Annotated in this window: 24 protein-coding genes and 1 pseudogene; 12 read left to right on the forward strand and 13 right to left on the reverse strand. The window is 70.9% G+C overall.

Features of this window, described 5'->3' with window-relative positions; genetic code table 11:
• Window positions 1-33 precede the first annotated feature (33 nt).
• Window positions 34-375 (forward strand): cupin domain-containing protein, encoded by a 342-nt coding sequence (locus L3Q67_RS24990; protein WP_499183901.1) that lies wholly within the window; start codon window positions 34-36, stop codon window positions 373-375.
• Here the strand turns inward: L3Q67_RS24990 and L3Q67_RS24995 are convergent.
• The 3 genes from L3Q67_RS24995 to L3Q67_RS25005 are packed head-to-tail and all read right to left on the reverse strand — an operon-like array spanning window position 369 to window position 2,849.
• Window positions 369-995, reverse strand: coding sequence for a dihydrofolate reductase family protein (locus L3Q67_RS24995; protein WP_499183902.1), 627 nt, complete (start codon window positions 993-995; stop codon window positions 369-371). The genes L3Q67_RS24990 and L3Q67_RS24995 overlap by 7 nt on opposite strands.
• A gap of 56 nt (window positions 996-1,051) precedes the next feature.
• The gene (locus L3Q67_RS25000; protein ID WP_499183903.1) at window positions 1,052-1,981 is read right to left on the reverse strand and encodes a sigma-70 family RNA polymerase sigma factor family protein; all 930 of its coding nucleotides are present in this window, start codon (window positions 1,979-1,981) and stop codon (window positions 1,052-1,054) included.
• A gap of 55 nt (window positions 1,982-2,036) precedes the next feature.
• A complete protein-coding gene (locus L3Q67_RS25005; protein ID WP_499183904.1) occupies window positions 2,037-2,849 on the reverse strand; it encodes an SGNH/GDSL hydrolase family protein in 813 nt (270 codons plus the stop codon).
• A 146-nt stretch (window positions 2,850-2,995) separates the two neighbouring features.
• Here L3Q67_RS25005 and L3Q67_RS25010 point away from each other — a divergent pair, with 146 nt between their 5' ends.
• The gene (locus tag L3Q67_RS25010) at window positions 2,996-3,223 is read left to right on the forward strand and encodes a hypothetical protein (protein WP_499183905.1); all 228 of its coding nucleotides are present in this window, start codon (window positions 2,996-2,998) and stop codon (window positions 3,221-3,223) included.
• Between the two features lie 50 nt (window positions 3,224-3,273).
• Here the strand turns inward: L3Q67_RS25010 and L3Q67_RS25015 are convergent, their stop codons facing one another.
• The 5 genes from L3Q67_RS25015 to aztB all read right to left on the reverse strand — a co-directional run bounded on the left by L3Q67_RS25015 (window position 3,274) and on the right by aztB (window position 8,770).
• Window positions 3,274-4,515, reverse strand: a complete 1,242-nt coding sequence (locus tag L3Q67_RS25015) for a prolyl oligopeptidase family serine peptidase (RefSeq protein WP_499183906.1) — start codon at window positions 4,513-4,515, stop codon at window positions 3,274-3,276.
• Between the two features lie 122 nt (window positions 4,516-4,637).
• Window positions 4,638-5,828, reverse strand: coding sequence for a zinc metallochaperone AztD (aztD, locus tag L3Q67_RS25020; protein ID WP_499183907.1), 1,191 nt, complete (start codon window positions 5,826-5,828; stop codon window positions 4,638-4,640).
• Window positions 5,829-5,859: 31 nt separating this feature from the next.
• Window positions 5,860-6,765 carry a metal ABC transporter substrate-binding protein gene (gene aztC / locus L3Q67_RS25025; protein ID WP_499183908.1) on the reverse strand — a complete coding sequence of 302 codons (906 nt, stop codon included), beginning with the start codon at window positions 6,763-6,765 and terminating at the stop codon, window positions 5,860-5,862.
• Window positions 6,762-7,925, reverse strand: a complete 1,164-nt coding sequence (locus L3Q67_RS25030; protein ID WP_499183909.1) for a WD40 repeat domain-containing protein — start codon at window positions 7,923-7,925, stop codon at window positions 6,762-6,764. The genes aztC and L3Q67_RS25030 overlap by 4 nt, the downstream gene beginning before the upstream one ends.
• Window positions 7,922-8,770: an ABC transporter permease family protein gene (gene aztB, locus L3Q67_RS25035; RefSeq protein WP_499183910.1), complete on the reverse strand. Its 849-nt coding sequence runs from the start codon at window positions 8,768-8,770 to the stop codon at window positions 7,922-7,924. Before aztB ends, L3Q67_RS25030 begins: the two co-directional genes overlap by 4 nt.
• Before the next feature lie 48 nt (window positions 8,771-8,818).
• On the opposite strand from aztB, the gene aztA reads away from it, so the two are divergent.
• Both aztA and L3Q67_RS25045 read left to right on the forward strand, forming a co-directional pair.
• Window positions 8,819-9,511 (forward strand): metal ABC transporter ATP-binding protein, encoded by a 693-nt coding sequence (gene aztA / locus L3Q67_RS25040; RefSeq protein WP_499183911.1) that lies wholly within the window; start codon window positions 8,819-8,821, stop codon window positions 9,509-9,511.
• A gap of 61 nt (window positions 9,512-9,572) precedes the next feature.
• Entirely contained in the window at window positions 9,573-10,481 is a 909-nt protein-coding gene (locus tag L3Q67_RS25045; protein WP_499183912.1) for a hypothetical protein, read from the forward strand.
• Here L3Q67_RS25045 and L3Q67_RS25050 read toward each other — a convergent pair.
• Window positions 10,470-11,219, reverse strand: a complete 750-nt coding sequence (locus tag L3Q67_RS25050; protein ID WP_499183913.1) for a hypothetical protein — start codon at window positions 11,217-11,219, stop codon at window positions 10,470-10,472. The genes L3Q67_RS25045 and L3Q67_RS25050 overlap by 12 nt on opposite strands.
• Before the next feature lie 152 nt (window positions 11,220-11,371).
• On the opposite strand from L3Q67_RS25050, the gene L3Q67_RS25055 reads away from it, so the two are divergent.
• The 3 genes from L3Q67_RS25055 to L3Q67_RS25065 all read left to right on the forward strand — a co-directional run bounded on the left by L3Q67_RS25055 (window position 11,372) and on the right by L3Q67_RS25065 (window position 15,189).
• Window positions 11,372-12,808 (forward strand): carbon-nitrogen hydrolase family protein, encoded by a 1,437-nt coding sequence (locus tag L3Q67_RS25055; protein WP_499183914.1) that lies wholly within the window; start codon window positions 11,372-11,374, stop codon window positions 12,806-12,808.
• Between the two features lie 59 nt (window positions 12,809-12,867).
• Window positions 12,868-13,356 (forward strand): RDD family protein, encoded by a 489-nt coding sequence (locus tag L3Q67_RS25060; RefSeq protein WP_499183915.1) that lies wholly within the window; start codon window positions 12,868-12,870, stop codon window positions 13,354-13,356.
• Between the two features lie 114 nt (window positions 13,357-13,470).
• The gene (locus tag L3Q67_RS25065; protein WP_499183916.1) at window positions 13,471-15,189 is read left to right on the forward strand and encodes an alpha/beta hydrolase family protein; all 1,719 of its coding nucleotides are present in this window, start codon (window positions 13,471-13,473) and stop codon (window positions 15,187-15,189) included.
• Window positions 15,190-15,251: 62 nt separating this feature from the next.
• Here the strand turns inward: L3Q67_RS25065 and L3Q67_RS25070 are convergent, their stop codons facing one another.
• Window positions 15,252-15,665, reverse strand: coding sequence for a VOC family protein (locus L3Q67_RS25070; RefSeq protein WP_499183917.1), 414 nt, complete (start codon window positions 15,663-15,665; stop codon window positions 15,252-15,254).
• A gap of 103 nt (window positions 15,666-15,768) precedes the next feature.
• Between L3Q67_RS25070 and L3Q67_RS25075 the strand changes: the two genes are divergently transcribed.
• Both L3Q67_RS25075 and L3Q67_RS25080 read left to right on the forward strand, forming a co-directional pair.
• Window positions 15,769-16,623 carry a sigma-70 family RNA polymerase sigma factor family protein gene (locus tag L3Q67_RS25075; RefSeq protein ID WP_499183918.1) on the forward strand — a complete coding sequence of 285 codons (855 nt, stop codon included), beginning with the start codon at window positions 15,769-15,771 and terminating at the stop codon, window positions 16,621-16,623.
• A 68-nt stretch (window positions 16,624-16,691) separates the two neighbouring features.
• Window positions 16,692-16,901, forward strand: a pseudogene (locus tag L3Q67_RS25080) (VOC family protein); the annotation flags it as partial.
• A gap of 75 nt (window positions 16,902-16,976) precedes the next feature.
• Here the strand turns inward: L3Q67_RS25080 and L3Q67_RS25085 are convergent.
• The gene (locus L3Q67_RS25085; protein ID WP_499191798.1) at window positions 16,977-17,315 is read right to left on the reverse strand and encodes a YciI family protein; all 339 of its coding nucleotides are present in this window, start codon (window positions 17,313-17,315) and stop codon (window positions 16,977-16,979) included.
• Window positions 17,316-17,557: 242 nt separating this feature from the next.
• Between L3Q67_RS25085 and L3Q67_RS25090 the strand changes: the two genes are divergently transcribed.
• Window positions 17,558-18,382 (forward strand): DUF72 domain-containing protein, encoded by an 825-nt coding sequence (locus L3Q67_RS25090; protein ID WP_499191634.1) that lies wholly within the window; start codon window positions 17,558-17,560, stop codon window positions 18,380-18,382.
• Window positions 18,383-18,447: 65 nt separating this feature from the next.
• Here the strand turns inward: L3Q67_RS25090 and L3Q67_RS25095 are convergent, their stop codons facing one another.
• Window positions 18,448-19,290 (reverse strand): helix-turn-helix domain-containing protein, encoded by an 843-nt coding sequence (locus tag L3Q67_RS25095; protein WP_499183919.1) that lies wholly within the window; start codon window positions 19,288-19,290, stop codon window positions 18,448-18,450.
• 117 nt (window positions 19,291-19,407) lie between these two features.
• Here L3Q67_RS25095 and L3Q67_RS25100 point away from each other — a divergent pair, with 117 nt between their 5' ends.
• Entirely contained in the window at window positions 19,408-19,827 is a 420-nt protein-coding gene (locus L3Q67_RS25100; protein WP_499183920.1) for a hypothetical protein, read from the forward strand.
• A gap of 158 nt (window positions 19,828-19,985) precedes the next feature.
• Complete coding sequence (locus L3Q67_RS25105; protein ID WP_499183921.1) at window positions 19,986-20,147, forward strand: hypothetical protein; 162 nt, start codon at window positions 19,986-19,988, stop codon at window positions 20,145-20,147.
• A gap of 65 nt (window positions 20,148-20,212) precedes the next feature.
• On the opposite strand, the gene L3Q67_RS25110 is transcribed toward L3Q67_RS25105, so the two are convergent.
• Window positions 20,213-21,055 (reverse strand): MOSC domain-containing protein, encoded by an 843-nt coding sequence (locus L3Q67_RS25110; RefSeq protein WP_499183922.1) that lies wholly within the window; start codon window positions 21,053-21,055, stop codon window positions 20,213-20,215.
• Window positions 21,056-21,104 lie beyond the last annotated feature (49 nt).

The following is a 21,104-nucleotide window of genomic DNA, read 5'->3' on the forward strand; positions in this document are numbered from 1 at the left end:
GCTGACCGACCACTACCCAGGGAGAACTCCGGCATGGCTGTCACGACCCCGCGGGCCCGCGTATTCAGCTCGGCGATCGGTGACGACGCCGTCCGCTTCGGCGACCGGATCCTCATCGCGCCCGCTCTCGGCAAAGAGGCAGGCAGGTCGATGAGCGCCTACACGTCGTTCCTCTCCGCGGGGGCGCGTGCCGACCTGCCTGCCTCCTACGCGGAGGTCTGGGTGGTGCTCGACGGCGTGCTGCGGGTGGGTGCCCAGAGCGATGCCGTGACGGTGCACGCAGGCGAGTTCGTGCACGTTCCGGAGCAGACGCCCGGGGTCGTCGAAGCCATCGAGGACACCACCATGGTCTGCGTGTCGGTACCCGCTCATTGACGAGGGCGGCCCCGCAGCACTTCGTAGCGCAGCACCACGTTGTCCGAGCCGTCCCCGCGCCGGGTGTCCAGCAGGCGCAGCGGCGGGGCACCGGCGTCGAAGGCGGGCACGCCCGCTCCCAGCGCCACCGGGCCGACCATCAGGTGCACCTCGTCGACCAGTCCGGCGGTCAGCAGGTGGTTCCACACCGTGCGGCTGCCGAAGACCACGACGTCCCCGCCGCCCTCCGCCTTCAACGCGGCCACCGCCTCCCGGGCCGCCGACCGGGCCACGATCGTCGTGGTGGCCGTCCAGGGGGCGGTGTCCGCTTCGGTGAGCGAGTCGGACACGACGAGCTTGCGCAGCCGCTCGTTGCGGCGGGCGATGTCCTGGTGCATCGGCGCGGAGGCCGGATTCGCCAGCACGTCCGGGCTGCGCGAGGGGTCTTCGGCGATCGCAGGCCAGTAGTCCCTGAGCATCAGGTAGGTGGTGCGCCCGAGCACGAGCGCCTCCGCGGACCGCTGGCGCTCGTGGTTGTACTCGTCGAAGAACCCGCCCATCGGCAGCGGGGCCGGGTCACCGCCCGGACCGGCGACGAACCCGTCGAGCGAGACGAGGTTGGTGACGATGAGCTTGCGCATGGTGTCCTCCTGGATCGACGACCGTCACCCGGGTAGAGACAGCGAGCACGCCGGATTCATCGGTCTTCGGCAGGAAATTCGCGCGGCACGGGGAAGCGGGCCACGACTTCGGGGTCGATGAAGGTGGCGAGCCAGCAGATCCGGCCGTCGCGCAGCTGCGGTACGACGATCCCGCTGAGCTGGAAGCCCGCCCCGGCGTTCCGGTAGCAGGCCAGTGCGGGCTGTGCGTTCGCGGTCACCGGCAGCAGGCGCCACGGCGTGGCGAACAGGCGGTCCACCAGGAACTTCCGCACGTCGTCGCGGCCGTCGAACCACGCGGGCAGCGGCGGCATGGTGAACCGGACGTCCTCGGTGAGGAGGCCGAGCAGGCCCTCGACGTCGGCCTTTTCCCACGCGGTGACCAAGGCGCCGACCAGGTCGCGGACGCCGTCCTCGCCGAGCGCGGTCAGTTCGTCCTGCTGCGAGCGGGCCGGAACGCGTTGCCGGACGGCCGCCTTCGCGCGCTGCAGGGCGCTGTTCACCGAAGCGGTGCTGGTGTCCAGTATCCCGGCCACTTCGGCGGCGCTGAAGCCGAGCACGTCCCGCAGGATGAGCACGGCGCGCTGGTTCCCGGGCAGGTGCTGCAGCGCGGCGACGAACGCCAGCTCGACGCTTTCCCGTCGCAGGTAGACCGCTTCCGGGCACGGCTCCACCCACACCGGCCCGGTGACCGGCTCTCCGAGATCGGTGGTCTGCGTGAACGACGGCCCGTGGTCGGAGCTGAGTGACCGGCGTTGCGTGGACAAGCGCAAGCAGGCGTTCGTGGTCACGCGGTACAGCCAGGTCCGCAGTGAACTGCGCCCTTGGAAACCAGCCAGTCCACGCCACGCGGCGAGCAGCGCTTCCTGCACCGCGTCCTCCGCGTCCTGCGCGGAGCCGAGCATCCGGTAGCAGTGCGCATACAGCTCCGCGCGGTGCGAGGCGACCAGCTCGTCGAACGAGATCATGCCGCCATCATGTGCGGCGGAAGGCCGCCGGGGAAGCGGATCATCGAGCAGGCGCTCAGTGTTGCCGGCGTGCGAGCCAGTCGGTGGCCAGTTCGGTGAGTTGCGCGGCGCCGCGGTCGTTGAGGTGGATGTGGTCGATGAGCAGTTCGCGGCCCGCGCCGCGGGTCACGTCATCCCAGCTCTGCCCGAACACGTAGTACTCGGTGGCCGCCCAGAGCGCCAACGGAAAGCTGAAGTCGTAGGGCTGGAGGCCGGTGCGCTGGGCGAGGATGCCGGTCATCCGCTCGTGCACGGGCAGGTAGTCGACTCCGGCACGGGCGGCTGTTTCCTTGATGGCGGCGTTGAACCCGGAGAGCGTGCGGTTCACTCCGGTGTCCGGGTCCTCGCCCAGCGGCGGCAACGACATCAGCGCGATCCGGGCGTTGGTCCCGGATTTCAGCCGGTCGACGATCCCGGTGAGGTTGGCGCGGTAGTCCGCCAGTGGCACGCCGTTGCGGACATCGTTGGTGCCGACCAGGACCGTCACCGCCGCGGGACGGCACGCCATGACGTCGGTGTCGACGCGGGCGAGCAGGTCCGCGCTGGTGTCGCCGTTGACGCCCGCGTTGACGAATTCGTAGGCCGCGAATTCGGGCTTCTCGCGCAGCGCGCCGACCCAGTCACCACCGAGCGTGCCCTGCGTCATGCTGGCGCCCGCGTTGACCACCACCGGCCGGGCCTGCTCGCCGGCACACGCCTCGGCCGGTGTGCCGTCCGGTGCCCGCACGAACGCGAGGTACCCGGCGGTGCCGAAGACCCCGAGCGTGGCGACCAGCACCAGGCAGGCCGCCAGGAGGACGCGCTTCTTCGTGAGGACCTGGTATTTCATGCTCCACCCCAGTCGGTTGGTGAGTGCTCACTAACTAGTTTAGTTAGTGAGCACTCACCAGCGTCAACGTGACCGCGGTCACCAGGAGGGGGTGCCGACGGGAGCACTTCTATGACGCTTCGCGGGGCTCCGGGGTCATCGCCCCGATGCGCGAGCACCTGGCCACGATGCTCGATCGCGCGGCCGCACGGGGAGAGGTCGGCGAGGAAGCCACCGCCGACACCGCGGCCCGCCTGCTCGAAGGGCTCGTGCTCGCCCGAGCCGCGTTCGGCGGATCAGCAGCCGGTGGCGGCACGGCACCGGCTGACATCGACGAGGACGCGACCCTGATCCTTCGCGCGCTCGGCTACCGCCGGGACCGCCCTGAGCGGTGAGTGCCGGTGCCCGCTCACGACACGCGAGCGGGCACCGCCGACGGCCCGGATCAGCGTTGTCGCTGGGCCATCCACTGCCAGATGTGAGTGCCGTCGATGCTGGGATCGTTGCGGGCCACGTAGATCCACGACCAGTGCCCGGGGAACTGGTGGCCGTTCCAGACGACGTTGTCGTAGAGGGTCATCGAGGAGCCGGGGATGAGGTCGTGCGCGTGGACGGTGTTGGCCTCCGGGTCCACCGTGGTGTCGTCGCGGGAGGTGACCAGCCAGGTGGGGGTGCTGATGGCGGCCAGTTCGGCGTCGGGGATCAGCGTCGGGCCGCCGCCCAGGGAGGTGACGACGCCGCAGATCGGCACGGACGCGGCGAACGTGGTGGGGTAGACGGTGGTCATCTTCATGCTCATATAGCCGCCGTTGCTGCACCCGGCCACGTAGATGCGCTTGGGATCGACGGAATGCCCGCGGACGACATCGCGGACGATCTCGTGGATGAGCGGGGCGAAGCGGGGGCCGTCCTGCATCCAGGCGGAGGTGCTTTGCGGGGCGACGACGTAGGCGCCGCCGAAGATCTGCTGGGCCTCCCGGGTGGCGAAGCCCAGCGCGCCGCGGTTGGCGCGCAGCGTGGTTTCGTTGTCGTAGTAGTTGTCCGGCAGGGAAGCGCCTTCGCCGCCGCCGTGCAGCCAGACGATCAGGGGCCGCCTGCCGTGCCGGGGTGACCGGGTCGGTGAGTAGAGCCGATACTTCATGCCCGACCCGGAGACGTGGTGGCTGAAGGCGTCGACCTCGGGGTTGGCCAACCGGCCCTGCACGAAGCGCTTGATGGTGACCGGCCGGCCGTGGCGCAGGGTGATCGGAGCGTTCTGGGTGATGGTGTAGACCAGATCGAGCCGGAAGTTGCGGCCCTTGCTCCCGACGTAGCCGAGGGTGGCGCCGCCGGGCTGCCCCTCGGCGTGGCTCAGCGTGAGCACGATGTTCCCGCGGCGGTCGAGCTGGGCGGCGGTCACCGGCCGGTCCAGGTCGTACGCGGGTTCGCCGGAGATCGGGAAAGTGGCCTTGGCGTGCACGCTGAACGTGCCGGCCGTCAGGCTGGCCGGGTCGATCGGTCCGAGCCGGGAGGTGCCGAGGGTGACCGCGGTGACCTGCTCGCCACCGTCGAGCGTCACCGCGTCGAGGACGAAACCCACGCTCGGCTGGTGAAGGCTGTCGGCGTGGGCGAGGCCGGGCAACGCCAAGCCGGCGGCCGCACCCGCGCCCACGGCCAACACGGCGCGACGATTGATCAACATAGCCATGCGAACTCCTTCGTCCGGTTCCGTTCCGATGATGGCAGCTGGAGAAGCCGAGCTGAACGGATCGGCGAAGGCGGACCGGGAGGAGATCGGTGGAGCGCACCGATCTCCTCCCCGATCCGGGCTCAGTGGGCGAGCACGCCGCTGAGTTCGTTCGGCACGCCGGGCAGCGAGCCGGTCGCCGTTTTGGTGCCGGACGCGAGATCCACCGCGTGGATCTCCTTCTTGCCGGGGTCGGTGACGTAGGCGGTCGCGCCCCGGACGAAGATCGCGGGCCGCGGCTGCTGCCACTCCAGCGGCTCCTGCCATGAACCGAGCACCGCGATCTTGCGCACCACCGAACCGCTCACCGGGTCGATCACGTGGATCTGGCCGTCGGTGCCCAGCACCAGCGCTTCGCCCTGCGGGCCGCGGGCCAGCGACCGGAAGGTGTAGCTGGTGCCGAGGTCGACGTGCCGGAGCGTGGCGTTCTCGGTGTCGATCAGCGAAATCCGGGTCGGGCGCTCCAGTTCGGCGGCTTCGTCGACCTTGTAGTCGCCGAGGGTGATCGGCGAGACGTCCGAACCGGCCTGGTTGCCGATCCGCCCGTACGGGTCGGGACTGGTGACCTTCGTGATGGTGCCGTTCCGGTAGATCAGCGCGCCGGTTTCGCAGCCGATCACCACGGCTTCCCCGCGCGCGGCCGCTTCCCCGTGCACGCCGGGGCACTGGTCGTTGCGCGCGATCTCCTTGCGGTCCTTGTCCAGTACCGCGATGCCGGGCCGCTCGTCCTCGTTGCCGATGGTGGTGACCAGTTCGCCGTTGGCGAGTTCGACCGCGACACCGTGGTGCGCTTCCGGTGTCTTGTACTGCGGCGCGGGCAGCGGCCCGGTGCCGAGCGTCTTCGGGTCGAACACGGTCACTTCGCCGGTGCCGTCGGCGAAGAGCACGGTCTTGCCGGCGTGCCGGACGACGTGCCCCGGCTTCGGTGCCGCCACCTCGGTGCCGGTCAGCACGGCACCGGCGGCGTCGAGCACCCGGAACCCGGTGGAGGTCGAGACCATCAGGTGCCGGTCGTCCCCGGCGGCGTTGAGGCGGTTGAAGCCGTCCAGCGGGATGTCCTTGGCCACCTGCAGGGTTTTCCCGTCGAGCAGGTAGATCCCGCCGTCGTAGGTGACGGCGACGGGCTCGGCGACGGTGGCGCTCTGCTGGGCTTGCGGGGTTGGCTGGGCTTGCGGGGACGGCTCGGAACCGCATGCCGTCAGCACCAGCGCGCTCACCGCGGTGAGCGCGGTGTACCCGGCGGATCGCCGCCGGGTGAACAGGGATGTTGCCATTTCTCTCGTACCTTTCGGTTGTGCCCGGTGCTCAGGGGCGGTTCAGGCTGGTGGCGATCGATTCGGTGTTGGCGCGCATCATTTCCAGGTAGGTGGCCGCGCCCTGGCCCGGTTCGCTCAGCGATTCGGAGAACAACGGCGTGACCTCCACGTGCAACCCCGCCTGCTCAGCCAGCACGCGCGCGAGCCGGTCCGGCTGCGAGGAATCGGCGAAGATCGCCGGCACACCGGCCGCGCGGACGGCGTCGGCCAGCGACTTGAGGTCGGCCGCGCTGGGCGAGGCGAGCGTGGTGCCACCCGGGATGACGGCACCGATGACCTCGAAGCCGAACCGCTGGGCGAGGTAGCCGAAGACGTGGTGGTTGGTGACCAGTTTCCGGCGCTCCGGCGGGATTTCCGCGAACCGCGTGCTCATCGTGGTGTCGAGCGAGCCGAGCTCACCGCGGTACCGGTCGGCGTTGGCCCGGATCGCCGCCGCGTCCACCCCTGGCACCTGTGCGGTGACCTGGTCGGCGATCAGCGTCACCGCGTCACGCACCCGCCCGGGGTCGGTCCAGAAGTGCGGATCCGGGCGCCCGGCGGCGTCTTCCCCGGTGTAGCTGATCGGGTTCACCCGTTCCCCCACCGCCAAGGTGGGCACCCCGCTCTCCGCGGCCGCGGAAACGTTGCGCAGCATGCCCTCTTCCAGGCCCAGTCCGTTGTAGACGATCAGCCCGGCGCGCTCGACTTCGGCCGCCTGCTGGGCGGAGATGCCGAAGGAGTGCGGATCGGCGTTCGGTTTCATCAGCACGGTCACCTCGGCCTGGTCACCGACGATGGCGCGGGTGACGTCCCCGAGGATGTTCGTGGTCACCACCACCGAGCCGCGGCCTTCGCCCGCCGCCGTGCACCCCGCGGCGACCAGCAACACCGCGATGACCAGCGCGAGCCGCCTCATCGGCCGGTCTCCACCAGGAAGCTGGCCTTGCCTTCGACGGTCAGCGTCCTGGCGCGGCGGAGGTTGTCGTTGTAGTCGATTTCGAAGACCTCTCCGGACGCGGGATTGTTGACATAGGCGCGAGTGGTGTCGACGTGGATCGACGGCGTGCCGCCGGCCGCGTCAGCCGTCATCAGCGGGGCCTGCGCCTGCTCCTTGCCGGTGGCCGCGTCGAAGGCGTGCAAGATCCCGTCCCGGGTCAGCACCAGCAACGGCGCGCCTTCGCCCACCGCGTTCACCGCGGCGACCGGACCGGTCTCGACGTGGCTCCACGTCCGGCGGCTGACGTCCAGCGACCACACCGCGTCCGGCCCCGCCGTCGCCGCCAGCGTGGTGCTGCCCGGCCGATGGGTGAACCGGGTGGCCCGCTCCTGCGCCCCGGCTTCGCGCGGATACGGGATCTTCTCCCCGGCGAACACCCCGTCCTTCCCGGTGACCAGCAAAGCTCCGTCCGCGCAACCGAAAACGACCCCGCGCCGGGTGACCGCCTGCCCCTGGACCTCCGGGCACGGCTGCTCGATCGCGGTAACCGGCCCGCCCTGCCGGTCGTGGACCCGCACTCCGCTGGGACTCCCGACCAGGACGTGTTCCTCGTAGGGGATCGCGATGCCGGACTGCGGTATCGACCCGAGTTCGGCGATCGAGCCCTTGTCCGACTGCGCCCGGTCGAGCAACTTCGCCGTACCGTCCGCAAAGGACAGTGCGGTCACCACGGGATCGCTGTACGCGGCCAGCAGTTGCTTGCCAGGGGTCACACCCAGTTCGCGGACCGACGCGCGGTAGTAGTGCACGTGGTCGCCGTGGTCGACCATCCAGGACCCGCTGTCCACCACGTGCACCGAACCGTCCCCGCCCGTCAGGTAGCCGAAGCGCCCGTCACCGGCGAGGTCGCGCACGCCGTCGACGTGCCCGGCCGGGTGGACCTGCTCGGTGATCAGGTCCACCACGCGCACGGCGCCGGTTCCGGCGTCCGCCACCACCAGCCGCGACTGCGCCTCGGCGGTCTCCTCCGCGCCTTCGACGTAGCCGTGCGGTGCCTGCACGGGTGGTTCTTCGGTGCCGCAAGCGGTGGCCAGCAGCACCACGGCCGCGAGCAGGCCGCGGCGGCCGAGTTTCCTCATGAGTGCTCGATTTCCGTTGTGGTGGGCAGGAATCGCCGCCGCGCGGCGGCGAGCAGCGCGGAGACGAAGAACAACAGGACGGAGGTGGCCGCGATGGTCGCGCCCGCGGCCGTGCCCCAGTGCCACGAAACGACCAGGCCCGCGAGGGTGGCGAGGCCGCCGAGCAGGGCGGCGACCAGCATGATCGTGGTGATCCGCCGCGCCCAGAACGTCGCCGCCGCGGCGGGCGCGACGAGCAGGCCGAACACCAGGAGCGTGCCGACCACGCGGAACGACGCGACGATGGTCAGCGTCACCAGCATGAGCAGCAGCGCGTTCGCCACTCCGGGACGCAGCCCCAGCGTGTGCGCCTTCCTGGCGTCGAAGGTGAGCGCGGTGAACGAGCGGTAGCCCAGCAGCGAAACCACCGCCACCACGGCCAGCGTGATCGCGAGGCCGATCAGGTCACCGGAACCGACCGCGAGCACGTCGCCGAAGAGGAACCCGGTGAGGTCGACGGCGAACGACTGCGAATGCGAAACGATGATGACGCCGGTCGCGAGCATGCCGGCGAACAGGAGCCCGATGGTGGTGTCCTGGGACAACCGCCGGGACCGGCTCAAGGCGGTGACCCCGAGCGCCATCGCGCCCGCGCTGAGCGCGGCGCCGAGCAGCGGGTTCACGCCGGCCAGTGAGGCGATCGCGACCCCGGGCAGCATGCCGTGCGACATCGCGTCACCGATGAAGGCCATGCCCCGCAGCACCACCCAGGTGCCCACCAGCGCGCACACCGCCGACACGAGCAGGCCGGCGACCAGCGCGCGCTGCACGAACGACACCTCGAAGGGGATGACCAACCAGTCCACACCGGACACTATAGTGGTAACGATTGTCATTACCATGGGTGGAGTCGAATGAACGAGGTCACAGTGCGTGACGTGCATGCGAGCTACGGACCGCGGAAGGTGGTGCACGGGATCACCGCGGTGGTACCGGGTGCCCGGCTCACCGCGGTCGTCGGAGCGAACGGCGCGGGGAAGTCGTCGCTGCTCAACGTGATCGCCGGGGTGCTCACACCGACCGCGGGTTCGGTGACGAATCCATGCCGTCCGGCTTATGTGACCCAGCACAGCGAGGTGTCCGGCGCACTGCCGGTCACCGTGCGCGCCACGGTCGCCATGGGCCGCTGGGCCCACCGCGGGCCGTGGCGTCGCCTGTCCACAAAGGACAAGTCAGTGATCGACGACTGCCTGGAACGGCTGGACATCACGTCGATCGCCCACCGCCGCCTGGGCGACCTCTCCGGCGGTCAGCGGCAGCGGGCGCTGGTGGCCCAGGGCCTGGCGCAGCAATCCGGCTTGCTGTTGCTGGACGAACCCGCGGCCGGACTGGACCTGCGAGCCCGGACCCTGATCGACGAAGCGCTGGACGCCGTGCGCGGTGAGGGCGTGACGATCCTGCGCGTCACGCACGACCTCGCCGTCGCCGACCAGGCGGACCACTGCCTGCTGCTGCGGAACGGTCACCTCGTCGCCGAAGGACCGCCGCGCTCGGTCCTGACCCCGGACCGGGTGGCCGAGGCTTGGGGCGTGCCCCGGGTCGGCTGAGGCCGGTCTGGAGCCGGGTGTCCTCTTCGTGCCACCCTCGTGCAGGTCCACGGGAGCGGTGGTGCAGCGCCTGGACGAGTACCTGACCCGGATGGCAGGCGAAACGCTGGACACCGACGCGCAGGCCGCCCCGATCACCCTGACCCAGGCCACCGGCTGCACCGGACTGGACGTCAGCGGACCGAGCTGGGGTGTGGTGCCACAGGCGGAACGCGTGATCACGGCAGGTGCCAACACCGGCAAGTACGTCGACGACCTGGGCGCCTGGCTGCTGAACGACTGGTTCTCGCAGGGCGTGGGTCGCGACGGCGTGCAGGTGACCGTCCGGTGGCACCGGGACGAGCCCCAGCTCACCATCACGGCGACCGGCCCGTGCTCCTGGCCGGCCGACCGCGACGGCGGGCCGCCGGGCGGACGGCTGCCGCCCCTTCCGCCGCCCGAGGGGCCGACCGCGGTCGCCTTCCCGGGAGACTCCGCACTCTGCACCTCACCCAAGCGCAAGGTGCTCGACCCGGACGCGCCCGCGTTCGCCGGTCCCGGTCCGCACCCGGTGGCGATGCTCACCTACGCCGAGGAGAAGGACTTCAACCACGGCCAGGTGTCCATCGCGGCGGACTGGGCACCGTTGACCGGCACCCCGAAGCACGCGAACGCCCAGCTGGCCGTGTGCGTGCGCGTGCAGCCCACCACGGACACCGGCACCGACGTCGCCTGCGACTACAAAGACCCAGCGGACCCGGCGGGCTACGGCACCCCGTTCGAATTCGACCTGTTCGAGACGACTTACCACGTGACGGTGCGGCAGGCCAGGGACGGCGCTTTGGTCGAGGCGTTCACCTTGCCCGGCACCCGGGGCGGGGAATCCCAGTGTCCGTCCCAATTCCTCGGTTACCACCGGAAACTCGCGCTGGGCCTCGATTTCGCCGTGTTGAAGGACAAACTGCGCCCGCTCGCCGAGTCACCCCGCTGAAGGCGGAGCCGCTCCTGACGAGCGCCGGGCTCGCACCGGAGTGCGGTGGTTCCGGCGGTCGACGAGGTCGCGCGTGACGGCGGAGCCACCCCAGCCACCGAGGACGAAGGCGAGCAGGCTGACCATCTGCCGAGCGTTGTCCTCGAGGTGCGGCAGCACCAGGAGGGTGACGCCCACCGCGGCGAAGGCACCGCACAGGCCCAGGGCCACAGTGAGCGAGACCTCCGCGGCCTTGCCGACGGCACGCGGCGGCACCGGCCGGTCGACCCAGTTCTCCCCGCGCCGGTGCAGCCAGGTCTGCCGCAACGTGTGCAGCTCGGCGTCGAAGATCCCCACGTTGTCATTGTGCAGCTGCGGCAGCACGTACCGGTACCCGTGGCTGTCCTCGACCACGGCGACCCGCATCCTGGTGCCGCCGCGGGTCATCAACTGGCCCGGCTTCTCGGTGATGTCACGGACTTCCGGCCACGGGATGGTCCAGCTGCCCGACAGCCGCGAGATCCGGATGCCGGTGGCGTCCACCCGCGTGCGGCGAGCCAGGACCAGCCAGTGGAAGGCCCCGCCCCAGAACATGAGCAGCACCAGGGCCCCGATCTGCTCGGCCGGGGGCGACCGCAGGAAGGCGGCTGTCACGAACGCGGCCACGGCCAGGTTGGCCAGCCCGAGCGTCACCGCCCGCCCCCTCGACACCCGGAACTCCTGGCGGTAGTCGTCGTCCAGTGGATCAAATCTCCCCATGCGGTCGAGATTACGAGAGGGCGATAACGGAATCGCTTCTTTCGGTGGGGCCTGCCCCAGTGCGAGTGCGGTGGCTGGCTTCAGTGCGCTGTCACCGGCGGGTCGGCAGGCTCGTCCTGAGTCAGGGGGATCTCAGGACCGGGGGGACTGGCATGGTGATGGACGTCGGACGACGGCAGAGCGCCCTCGTGGCGGTGGGCGCGTTGGTGTCCTCGGCGGTGCTGCTCTACCTGGGCACCGGGCCGGCACCGATCCCCGCGCTGACGTGGCTGGCGCCGCTGCCGCTGCTGTGGCTGGCGCCGCGGGTCAGCGCCCGGGTGACGCTGGCTGTCGCGTTCACCGCCGCACTGGCGGGCACCGGTAACAGCTGGGCGTATTTCCTCGGTTCGGACTCGGTGCCGCTGCTGATGGTGCCCGTGCTCCTCCTCTGCCTCTCCTTGCTGCTGATGCTCGCCGTCGGCCTGTTCCGGGCGCTGGTGGTGCGGGACCGTCCGCTGGCGGCGGCGTGCGCCGCGCCGGCCGTGTGGGTCGGCGGGCTGTACCTGATGTCGCTGGCCAGCCCGGTGGGCGTCATGGGAACGCTGGCCACCACCCAGGGCGACCTGCCGATCCTGCTCCAGACCGCCGCCGTGACCGGGTGGTGGGGAGTGGAGTTCCTGGTGTTGCTGGTGCCCGCCGCGGTCGCGGCCGTGCTCGCACCCGGGATCGCCACCGCGGCGCGGCTGCGCACCGGCATCGCGGTGGCGCTGGTACTGGTGGCCGCACTGGGCTACGGAGTGGCGCGGCAGCCGGGCTCGACGGAGGCCAGGTGGCGTGTCGCGGCCATCGCCCAGACCGACAACAAGTGGGCGACCGAGATCACCGACCCCGCCGGAGCGGAAATCCTACGGTCCTATGTGGACCAGATCGCGGCGCTGCCCGACGGGGTGCGGCTGGTGGTGTTGCCGGAGGCGGTGTTCACGGTCGACGAGGCGAACACGGAGGCACTGCTGGGACCGTTCCAGCGGGCCGCCGAGGCCAAGGGCGCTGATGTCGCGGTCGGCGCGCTCGTGCGGTCGGCGCAGGGGAGCAAGTACAACACCGTGCTGGGCGTCCCGGCCGACGGCGGTCCGCCCGCGGTGTACCGCAAGTGGCACGTGGGCGTTTCCCCCCACACGCTGCCGGGCGACGAGGTGGCGCAGCTGCCCGGCGGTGTGGGCCTGCAGAACTGCGGGGACGTCAACTTTCCCTCGCCGAGCCGGGAATACGCGCTGGCAGGCACGTCCTTGGTGGCCGTCCCCGGCGACGACGAAGACGTCGACGGCTGGCAGCACAGCAGGACCGCCGTGTTGCGCGGCGTGGAGAACGGCATGGCGATGGCCTGGGCCGCCACCGACGGCAAGACCATGATCAGCGACGCCTGGGGCCGGGTGCTCGCCGAGGACACCACCGGCGGCAAGCCGTTCGCCGTCGCGATCGCCGACGTGCCCAGCGGCGTCGGCCCCACGTTCTACAGCGAGTGGGGCGACTGGTTCGCCTGGCTGTGCCTGGCGATGGCGCTGGCCGGGACCGCGTTCGCGTTCCGCCGGACCTCCGCACCCCGAGCCTGAGCGGCACAGGCGCGGGGCCACCGATCCTGCCGAATCCGGCGCATGCCACGGTTACCGCCATGACGGCAGCCGCACCGATCAGCTCACCGGCCGCGACCTCGCCCGGCCCCCTGGAAATGGTCGCCCGCCGGGCGGCTCAGCACGTGGTGGACTGGTCGCTCGCCGTCGGCGCCGGTTGCCTCGGCGGGTTGCTGGCCGGACTCGTGGTCGTGCCACTGGTGAAGTGGGGTGCGGTGGCGCCCGTGGCGATCATCTGGGTTCCGGTGGTGACCTTCGCCGCGATCACCTTCGTCGCCGACCTGCTGAACCAGGTGTGGGTGCCGCTGCGCCGTGGCGGGGTCACCCCGGGGATGCTGGTCATGGGACTGCGGGTGGAAACCCTTCGCGGCGGTGCGCCGAGGGCCCGTGACTACCTCCTCCGCTGGCTCCTGTTCACCGTGGACGGTCTGCTGCTCGGGCTGGTGGCGGCGGTCAGCATCGCGGTGACCCAGCGGCGCCAGCGGATCGGTGACCTGGTGGCGCGGACCGTGGTGGTCCGGACCATCTAGGTCACTACACCTGGGCACCGGCCCTGGCCGAAAGTACTACTCGCCGTGGACGTCGCGGTGTGCGTCCTGCTGGGATGGGCCCCTCCCGGAACCCCCAGTCAGGAAAGGACCGCTGTGCGCAGACCTTCCGTCGCCGCGGTGCTCGCCGCCACCGCGGCGCTCGTGCTCACCGCGACCGCCGTCCCCGCCGTCGCCAAGCCCGATCCGTTCGCCGGGTTCACCGGCCAGCAACTGTCCTGGGGACCTTGCGCGTTCACCCCGGAACCGGACGCGGTGCCCGCCGAGTGCGCGCTGGTCACCGTGGCCCGTGACTGGGCCGAGCCCGGCAACGGGCGAACCCTGCAGGTGTCCATCAGCCGGGTCGCCGCGAGCGGTGACCACCTCGGCTCGCTGCTGATCAACCCGGGCGGTCCCGGCGGGCAGGGCACCTCGCTGCCCGGCTCGCTGGCCGCGGTCCAGCCGCAACTGCACGAGCGCTACGCCCTGATCGGCATGGATCCGCGCGGGACGGGCCAGGAAGGCGGTACCGCACCCGAAACGTGCGAGGTGCCGCTGGACCGGTTGTCCCCGCGCACCGACCTCGACGCCAGGGACCGCTCGGCCGACAGCATCGCCGAACACCTCAAGCAGCCGCGCGCGGTCGCCGAGGCGTGCCAGAGCGAAGCACTCGCGCCGTTCCTCACCACCTGGCAGACCGCCCACGACATGGAGCTGATCCGCCTCCTGCTCGGCGAGTCCACGCTGAACTACGTGGGCTACTCCTACGGGACCTGGCTCGGCGCCAAGTACGCGGCGCTGTTCCCGCACAGCGCCGGCAAGCTGGTGCTGGACTCCAGCACGAACTTCCAGGGCAGGCTCCAGGCCGCCTTCGAAGCCTGGCCGCCGATCAACCAGCGGCTGTTCGAAGACGTTTTCCTGCCGTGGATGACCCGCCAGTTCCCCGAAGAGGTCGGGGCCACGGTCGAGGAAGCCGCGGCGAACTGGGAGCGGGGGCGCGAGTTCTTCGCGAGCTTGGGTGCTGGCCCGGACAACTACGACACGATCTTCACCGGCATGGGCTCGGAGCTGCGCTGGGTCCTCGGCGCGGGGATATTCGTGCTCGGGGTGGGCGGAGCGGATGGCGAGGACCCCGTCGCCGCGCTGCGTGGCTCGGAACTGGCGCCCGCGCTGGACGAGCTGTCCCGCGAGCGGTTCGCGGTGCCGCTGGCCGAGCTGACCCCGGCCGTGGTCGCCAAGGCGCTCGCCGACGACCCCGCGGACTACCGGCAGTTCCCGGCGACCCGTTACGCGGTGGCCTGCGGTGATCAGGTGACCCGTTCGGAGGGGTGGTACCGGCGGCTCAGTGACCGGCAGGGCCCGCAGTACCCGCTCTACGGCTGGCTCTACGGCCTGAGCGAGCCCTGTTCGTTCTGGTCCGACGAGCCGCGTCAGGAACTGCCCGCACTGCCGGCGGAGGTGGCGGATCGCGTGCTGGTGGTGCAGGGCGAATTCGACCCGCAGACCGGGTACGAGCAGGCCAAGGCAGCGGTGCGCGCCGCCCCCGGGCTGAGCCTGGTCTCGGTGGACGACAGCCCCTTCCACGGCCAGTACGCCTTCGACGGCAACCCGTGCGTCGACGGCATGGTCAACGTGTTCCTGCTGCACGATTCACGCCCGGGCACCACGACCTGCCCGGGGATCCCGCTCCCGGGCGAGACCGGGGTGCACCCCGTGCCCGGCCCGGTCCGCACCCCGGCCGCGCAGACGGCACAGATGGCCGCCGACGTGCCGCTGCCCGGACTTCGCGCCTCGGTGCAGGAAATGATCAGCGAAGTGAACACGCCGGGCCACTGACCGGCTGGACACCGTGGGCGGGACTTGCCCCGCCCACGGTGTCCATTCCGGAATTGCTGGGGTTACTCCGCGGCCGGCCGGTCGTCGCTCCGGACGCTGCAGCCCACGCGCCAGATGTAGCCGTCCAGGTCGGCGAAGGTGCCGCCGTAACCACCCCACGGCAGGGCGTCGGCGGGCTTGAGGATGGTGGCCTCGGCTTTCTCGGCCCGCGCCATCATCTCGTCCACTTGCGCCTCGTCATCGAACTCGCAGGTGAGGACCAGCCCGCTGAAGCCGTTGCCGTCCGGGTTCGTGCCCACCACCTCGGCCAGGCCTTCGCGGCCGTAGAGGCCGATGGGCGAGGCGCTGCCGGACTCGAAGAACACGGAGGCGCCGTAGTCGTTCTTGATCTTCCAGCCGAGCCCGTCGGTGTAGAACCGCTTGGCGGCCTTCATGTCCCGGACGCCGATCAGCGTCGGGATCACGTGCGCAGTCATGTCGCTCTTCCTTCTGTTCGGTGTTCGTGGTCTGCCGGGTGTCACATCGGCGTGGGTTCGCCGGTCAAGTGGTATGACAGGCCGAGACGAAGGAACGTGACCGATGGTCGAGCAGGAGTGGCTGAGCGAGCGGTTCGCCGAGCACCAGGGCCGTTTGCACGCGGTGGCCCATCGGATGCTCGGCTCGCCGGGTGAGGCCGAGGACGCGGTGCAGGAGGCGTGGCTGCGGGTCAGCCGCGCCGGCACCGGGCAGGTGGAGAACCTGGCCGGGTGGCTGACCACGATCACCGCCCGGGTCTGCCTGAACATGCTCGAAGCCCGGCGGGCCCGGCGTGAGGATTCGGCCGGGGCGCTGCCCCCCGAGCCAGCTCCCGAGATCCGCTCGACCGGCCCCGAGGACGAGGCGCTGCTCGCCGATTCGGTCGGTGTCGCACTGATGGTGGTGCTGGACACGCTGACCCCCGCCGAACGGCTCGCGTTCGTCCTGCACGACGTCTTCGCGGTGTCGTTCGGCGAGATCGGCGCCGTCATCGACCGTTCCCCGGCCGCCGCCCGGCAACTGGCCAGCCGGGCCCGGCGCCGGGTGCGGGGCGCGGCGGAGGCGTCCGAGGCCGCCCGATCGGCGGAGCGGGACATCGTCGAGGCCTTCCTCGCCGCCTCCCGGAGCGGGGACTTCGCCGCCCTGCTCGAACTGCTCGACCCGGACGCCGTGGCACTGGAGGTCCGCGGCGCCCCCGCGGTGGCGTCGTTCTTCGCCGGACGGGCGCAGGCCGCCCGGCTCGCGTTGGTCGACGGCGTCCCGGCGGCCGTCTGGCTGCACCGCGGTCAGCCGAAGGCCGTCTTCACCTTCACCATCGACGACGGGAAGATCACCCACATCGCCATCGACACCGACCCGGGCCGCCTCCAGCGCCGGGAATTGGTCCTGCTCCACACCAGCGACCAGGAACGGCGGTGAACCGGCCTTCCGCGTCGTGCGTCCTGGCCGTCCACGATCTGACCGAGGCACTCGGCTTCTACCGTGACGTGCTCGGCTTCGAGGTACACGCCGATTCCGCGGCGACGCGGCGGGTGAGCGTCAGCCCGCCGTCGCAGCCGGATGTGCGGATTTTCCTGCGAGCGCATGATCTTTCGCCAGCCGACGGCCGACGGCTCGTCTTCCTGACCGAGGACTGCGACACCACCTTCGAGCGCATCGAGGCCGCGGGCGCCGAAGTGATGCAGGAACCGATCAACCAGCCCGACGGCACCCGCGACTGCGCCTTCCTCGACCCTTCCGGCAACCTCCTGCGCTTCACCCAGCCGCGCCGGTCATGCGGGGAGGGTGTCGCCGGGGAAACCGTGGCACGGGTGGACTTCGCAGCGGATCATCCCGGCCTGCACGCAGGGGTCCCCGGCCATGATCTCCGCGGCTTCCTCGGCCGGGACGGTCATGATCGCGACGCCGGACACGGTGTCGGAGGCGACCGGGCACAGGACCGCGATCACCCCTTCGGCGCGCAGTGACACCATGCGCCGCTGGTGTTCGAGTTCGATGGCGTCCGCGCCGTCCATGGCCCGCTCCGGCCCCCAGTGGAGGAGCGCCAGGCTGTAGGGCTTCGCGGTCGCGACCAATGCCTGGATCTGCTCGTCTGTCACGGTGGGACTCATGGTGTCTCCCTGTCTCGAGGCGCTCGGCCAACGACACGATGATTCCTTCGGACCCGCGAACGTAGCAGGCCGGCGCCAGAGAAGCCGAGCTGTCGGACGACATCCGGCGAACCGTGGGAGCACCTGGAGCCGGCCCTGCCGGATGCGGCGCCTCCGCCCTACGGCCGGGAAGGGAAAATGTTAGCTTCACTCGTGATCGAAGGGAGCTGACGCCGGTGGCACGTCTTCATGTCGGCTGCGCGATGTGGACCCACAAGGCGTGGCCAGGGCGGTTCCTGCCGCAGTCACTGCCGCCCAGGGAGCGCCTGCGGGCCTACGCCGGCTGGTGCAACGCGGTCGAAGGCAACACCACCTTCTACGCGACCCCCGCCCGGGACACCGTCGCCACCTGGGCGCAGCAAACCGATCCCGATTTCCGGTTCGTGGTCAAACTGCCCAAGGTCGTCACGCACGAGCGCCGGTTCGCCGGGGTCGAGGCCGAGATGCGGGCGTTCCTGGACGCGATCGAACCCCTCGGCGACCGGGCGGTCCTGTGGACCCAGTTGCCCGGCTCGTTCGGCCCTTCGGACGTCGATGCCCTCGGCCGCTTCCTGCGCCGGCTCCCCGCCGACCGCAGGCGTGCCGTGGAGGTGCGCCACCCCGGGTTCTTCGCCGACGCCGGCTCGACATCGGTGCTGGAAGGGACGCTCGCCGCCGCGGACGCCGAGTGGGTGCCGTTCGACACCACGGTCTTCTTCCAGAGCCCGCCGGTCAGTGAGGCCGAACAGGAGACCTGGACCAGGAAACCGCGGCTGCCGCGGCGGACGCGGGCACTGACCGACCAGCCGATCGTCCGCTACCTGGGCCGGGACTCGGTCGAGGAGACGGTCGAGGGTTGGCGGCCGTGGACCGAGGTGGTCGCCGCCTGGCTGCGCGAGGACCGATCGCCCACGGTTTTCGTGCACACCCCCGCCAACGACGACGCACCGGCACTAGCCCGCCGCTTCCACGACGACGTACGAGCACTGGTGCCCGACCTCGACGCCCTACCCGAGCCGGAGCCGATCGAACCCGCCACCCTGTTCTGAGCGCCCGGTCCAAACTGCTTTTCGAGTGATGATCCGTCCGCCCGTCGTGGGTTTCACGTGCGGACTCACGATGGCCCGCGTGAAGCGCCGGGTTCGCCGCCTGCATCGGTGATCACGGATCGGCTCACGAGGTCGGCGAGCATGGCGGCCGTCGTCTCGTCGGCGGGCAGGAACGCTTCGAGGCGGAGTTCGGCGATCGTCACGTCGACGGCGGTGCCGAAGTGGGTCAGCGTGGTGATGAGCCGCAGTTCGCCGCCGCCTGTGCGCAGCCGCAGCGGGACGGCGAAACCGAGGTAGTCCGGTGCCGGGTGGCGTGGGCGGTCCGGCGCCAGTTCGGTGAGTTCGGCGACCAGGTCCTGGAGCCGGGGGTGCGGGTTGCGCACCGCCTCGGCGTGGAGGCCGTCGATGATGTGCCAGGCCCACTCGTCGAGGTTGACGATCCGGGGCGCGAGGCCGAGCGGGTGCAGCAGCACCCGGGGGACGCTGACCGGCGGCACGAGCAGCCGCGGTGCCGCGGTGCTGGTCAGCGCGTGGAAGCCGGCGTTGGCCATGACCAGCTCACCGCACCGGTCGACGACCACCGCCGGGTACGGCAGGTGGCCCGCCAGGATGCGCTCCAGGGCCATGCGGACCGGTTCGAGGCCGGGATCGTCCAGGTCGGTCTGCGGGTAGGCCGGCGCGAAGCCCGCGGTGAGGAGCAGGACGTTGCGCTCCCGGACCGGCACCTGCAGCGATTCGGCCAGCCGGATGACCATGGACCGGCCCGGCACCGAGCGCCCGCTCTCGAGGAAGCTGACGTACCGCTGCGTCGTCCCGGCGCGTGCGGCGAGTTCCAGTTGGCTCACGCGCCGCCGGGTGCGCCACACGCGCAGCGCGCCGGCGAACCCGCTCTCCGTTCCGGTGATCATCGTCCTTGTCTACCCCCGCGGACGCTGCTCGACCATTCCCTGCCGGGAATTGCCCGGCCGCAGGCCTCGACCGCAGAGTCGTGCTCGATCCCGACCATGCCGACCGAAGGACCCGTCGTGAACGACATCGACACGCAGGAACTGACCGACCGCTACGTCTCGGTCTGGAACGAGCCGGACGCCACCGTGCGCCGCGACACCATCCGCGAGCTCTGGGCCGAAGACGCCGCGCACGTCCTTCAACCCCCGCAGGACATCCGGCAGGCCGCCGAAGGGCTCGGCTTCGCCGCCACCACCCTCGAAGCCCGCGGGCACGCCGCACTGGAGTTCCGGGTGACCCGGGCCCACGAAGAATTCGTCGCGCCGGGTGCCTTCGTCTTCCGCTCCCGCCACAACGCCGACAGGCTGCACGACCTCGTCAAGTTCAACTGGGAAATGGTTTCCCCGGACGGTGAGGTGGCCGGCGTCGGCCTGGAAATCCTCGTCCTGGACCGCGACGGCCGTATCCGCACCGACTACCAGTTCATCGAACGCTGAGCACGACCGGCGTCCCGGGAACTTCGCGGAATCCGGCAGGCGATGTCGGATCGGGGTGGAGGTGTTCGTAGCAGGGGTGAGGCCGCCCGCAAGGGGCGGTGCGCCATCAACGCAGGCGCCGGCGTGCTCCCGAGTCCGGCCGGCGGGTCGCGGCATACGTGATCGGCAAGTGGGAGAAGGACTTCGACCACGACCGGGCCAAAACCGTGCTGGGCGCCCGCGGCGAGCAAGCCGAAGCCCTCGAAGCCGAATACGAGGCCGCGCAGCGACCGCCGGGCACCGGCGACCTTCCCCTCGCGGGGCCACCAGCCACACGGTGAGCCCGCCGTTCAGGCAGTGCCGATCGTGGCGGGAACGAAAATAGTCCACTGTGGATCGTAGTGCGTCATGCTTGCTTCCTTCGTCGATCGGTCCGGGCCCAGGCGCTGACCACCACCGTGTCGCCGACCGCGAGTGGTCCCGGCCGGATCACGGCGAACTTGCTGCCGAAGACCACGCCACCTCCGGCTACGTGGCGATAGGTGGCCAAGGTGCGCAACGGTTCGCGCGCCGAGCGCACGCCGGTGCGCTGGTCGACGCCGACCACCACGCACCGGGTGGCGAGCTTGGCGTAACCCAGTTCGGCACCACCCGCGGTCATCCGGCGGACCTGGTCCTCGGTGTGCGGCGAGGACCAGCCGTCGATGACGATGTTCGGGCGGAACCGGTTCATCGGTACGGCTTCCACACCACGTTCGGCGGCTGCTTCGTGCAGTCGTGCCAGGGAAGCCCGGGAGACGACCAGCAGCGCACTGCTGTCCGCGTAACCGGACGTGCCCGGTGTCAGCCCATCGGTGACGCGGTGGTGCTCCGGCGGCACCCGGACGAGGCGGCTGCGTTCACCGAGCACCTCGCTCAGCCATGCGGCGACGGTGTCACCCTGGTCGATGCCGGTGAAAGGCTGGCCGAACAACGTCACCGGGCGCCGCTCACCATCGACGCGTACCGGTGTCGCCAGGTCCTCCACATCGGGGGCTGCCAGGTCCAGCCGGATGCCGTCGTCGCCGAGGCGAGGACGTATGACCGCGAGCCGCGGACTCCGCCGCTGGCTCCGGAACACGCCTGCCTCATCGATGACCATGAAGCCGCGGTCCGCCACGATGCCTGCCGGGGTGAGGTCCGCGGCAGCCAGCCGGGTGCCCGCGCAGCCCTTGATCGGGTAGCGGTACAGCTCGACGATTTCGGCCACCGGCACAAGATGCACCAGGTCCGCCGCGGTCCGAATCCGTGCCGACCAC

Origin of the sequence: Saccharothrix sp. AJ9571 (genome assembly GCF_021725495.1) — a bacterium.
GTDB lineage: Bacteria > Actinomycetota > Actinomycetes > Mycobacteriales > Pseudonocardiaceae > Amycolatopsis > Amycolatopsis magusensis.

What these genes read in the sequence shown, in the direction of transcription:
- L3Q67_RS24990 (WP_499183901.1), top strand. Translation starts at nt 34, where the DNA reads ATGGCTGTCACGACCCCGCGGGCCCGCGTATTCAGCTCGGCGATCGGT.
- L3Q67_RS24995 (WP_499183902.1), bottom strand. Translation starts at nt 995, where the DNA reads ATGCGCAAGCTCATCGTCACCAACCTCGTCTCGCTCGACGGGTTCGTC.
- L3Q67_RS25000 (WP_499183903.1), bottom strand. Translation starts at nt 1,981, where the DNA reads ATGATCTCGTTCGACGAGCTGGTCGCCTCGCACCGCGCGGAGCTGTAT.
- L3Q67_RS25005 (WP_499183904.1), bottom strand. Translation starts at nt 2,849, where the DNA reads ATGAAATACCAGGTCCTCACGAAGAAGCGCGTCCTCCTGGCGGCCTGC.
- L3Q67_RS25010 (WP_499183905.1), top strand. Translation starts at nt 2,996, where the DNA reads ATGCGCGAGCACCTGGCCACGATGCTCGATCGCGCGGCCGCACGGGGA.
- L3Q67_RS25015 (WP_499183906.1), bottom strand. Translation starts at nt 4,515, where the DNA reads ATGGCTATGTTGATCAATCGTCGCGCCGTGTTGGCCGTGGGCGCGGGT.
- aztD (WP_499183907.1), bottom strand. Translation starts at nt 5,828, where the DNA reads ATGGCAACATCCCTGTTCACCCGGCGGCGATCCGCCGGGTACACCGCG.
- aztC (WP_499183908.1), bottom strand. Translation starts at nt 6,765, where the DNA reads ATGAGGCGGCTCGCGCTGGTCATCGCGGTGTTGCTGGTCGCCGCGGGG.
- L3Q67_RS25030 (WP_499183909.1), bottom strand. Translation starts at nt 7,925, where the DNA reads ATGAGGAAACTCGGCCGCCGCGGCCTGCTCGCGGCCGTGGTGCTGCTG.
- aztA (WP_499183911.1), top strand. Translation starts at nt 8,819, where the DNA reads ATGAACGAGGTCACAGTGCGTGACGTGCATGCGAGCTACGGACCGCGG.
- L3Q67_RS25050 (WP_499183913.1), bottom strand. Translation starts at nt 11,219, where the DNA reads ATGGGGAGATTTGATCCACTGGACGACGACTACCGCCAGGAGTTCCGG.
- L3Q67_RS25055 (WP_499183914.1), top strand. Translation starts at nt 11,372, where the DNA reads ATGGTGATGGACGTCGGACGACGGCAGAGCGCCCTCGTGGCGGTGGGC.
- L3Q67_RS25060 (WP_499183915.1), top strand. Translation starts at nt 12,868, where the DNA reads ATGACGGCAGCCGCACCGATCAGCTCACCGGCCGCGACCTCGCCCGGC.
- L3Q67_RS25070 (WP_499183917.1), bottom strand. Translation starts at nt 15,665, where the DNA reads ATGACTGCGCACGTGATCCCGACGCTGATCGGCGTCCGGGACATGAAG.
- L3Q67_RS25075 (WP_499183918.1), top strand. Translation starts at nt 15,769, where the DNA reads ATGGTCGAGCAGGAGTGGCTGAGCGAGCGGTTCGCCGAGCACCAGGGC.
- L3Q67_RS25085 (WP_499191798.1), bottom strand. Translation starts at nt 17,315, where the DNA reads ATGAGTCCCACCGTGACAGACGAGCAGATCCAGGCATTGGTCGCGACC.
- L3Q67_RS25090 (WP_499191634.1), top strand. Translation starts at nt 17,558, where the DNA reads ATGTGGACCCACAAGGCGTGGCCAGGGCGGTTCCTGCCGCAGTCACTG.
- L3Q67_RS25095 (WP_499183919.1), bottom strand. Translation starts at nt 19,290, where the DNA reads ATGATCACCGGAACGGAGAGCGGGTTCGCCGGCGCGCTGCGCGTGTGG.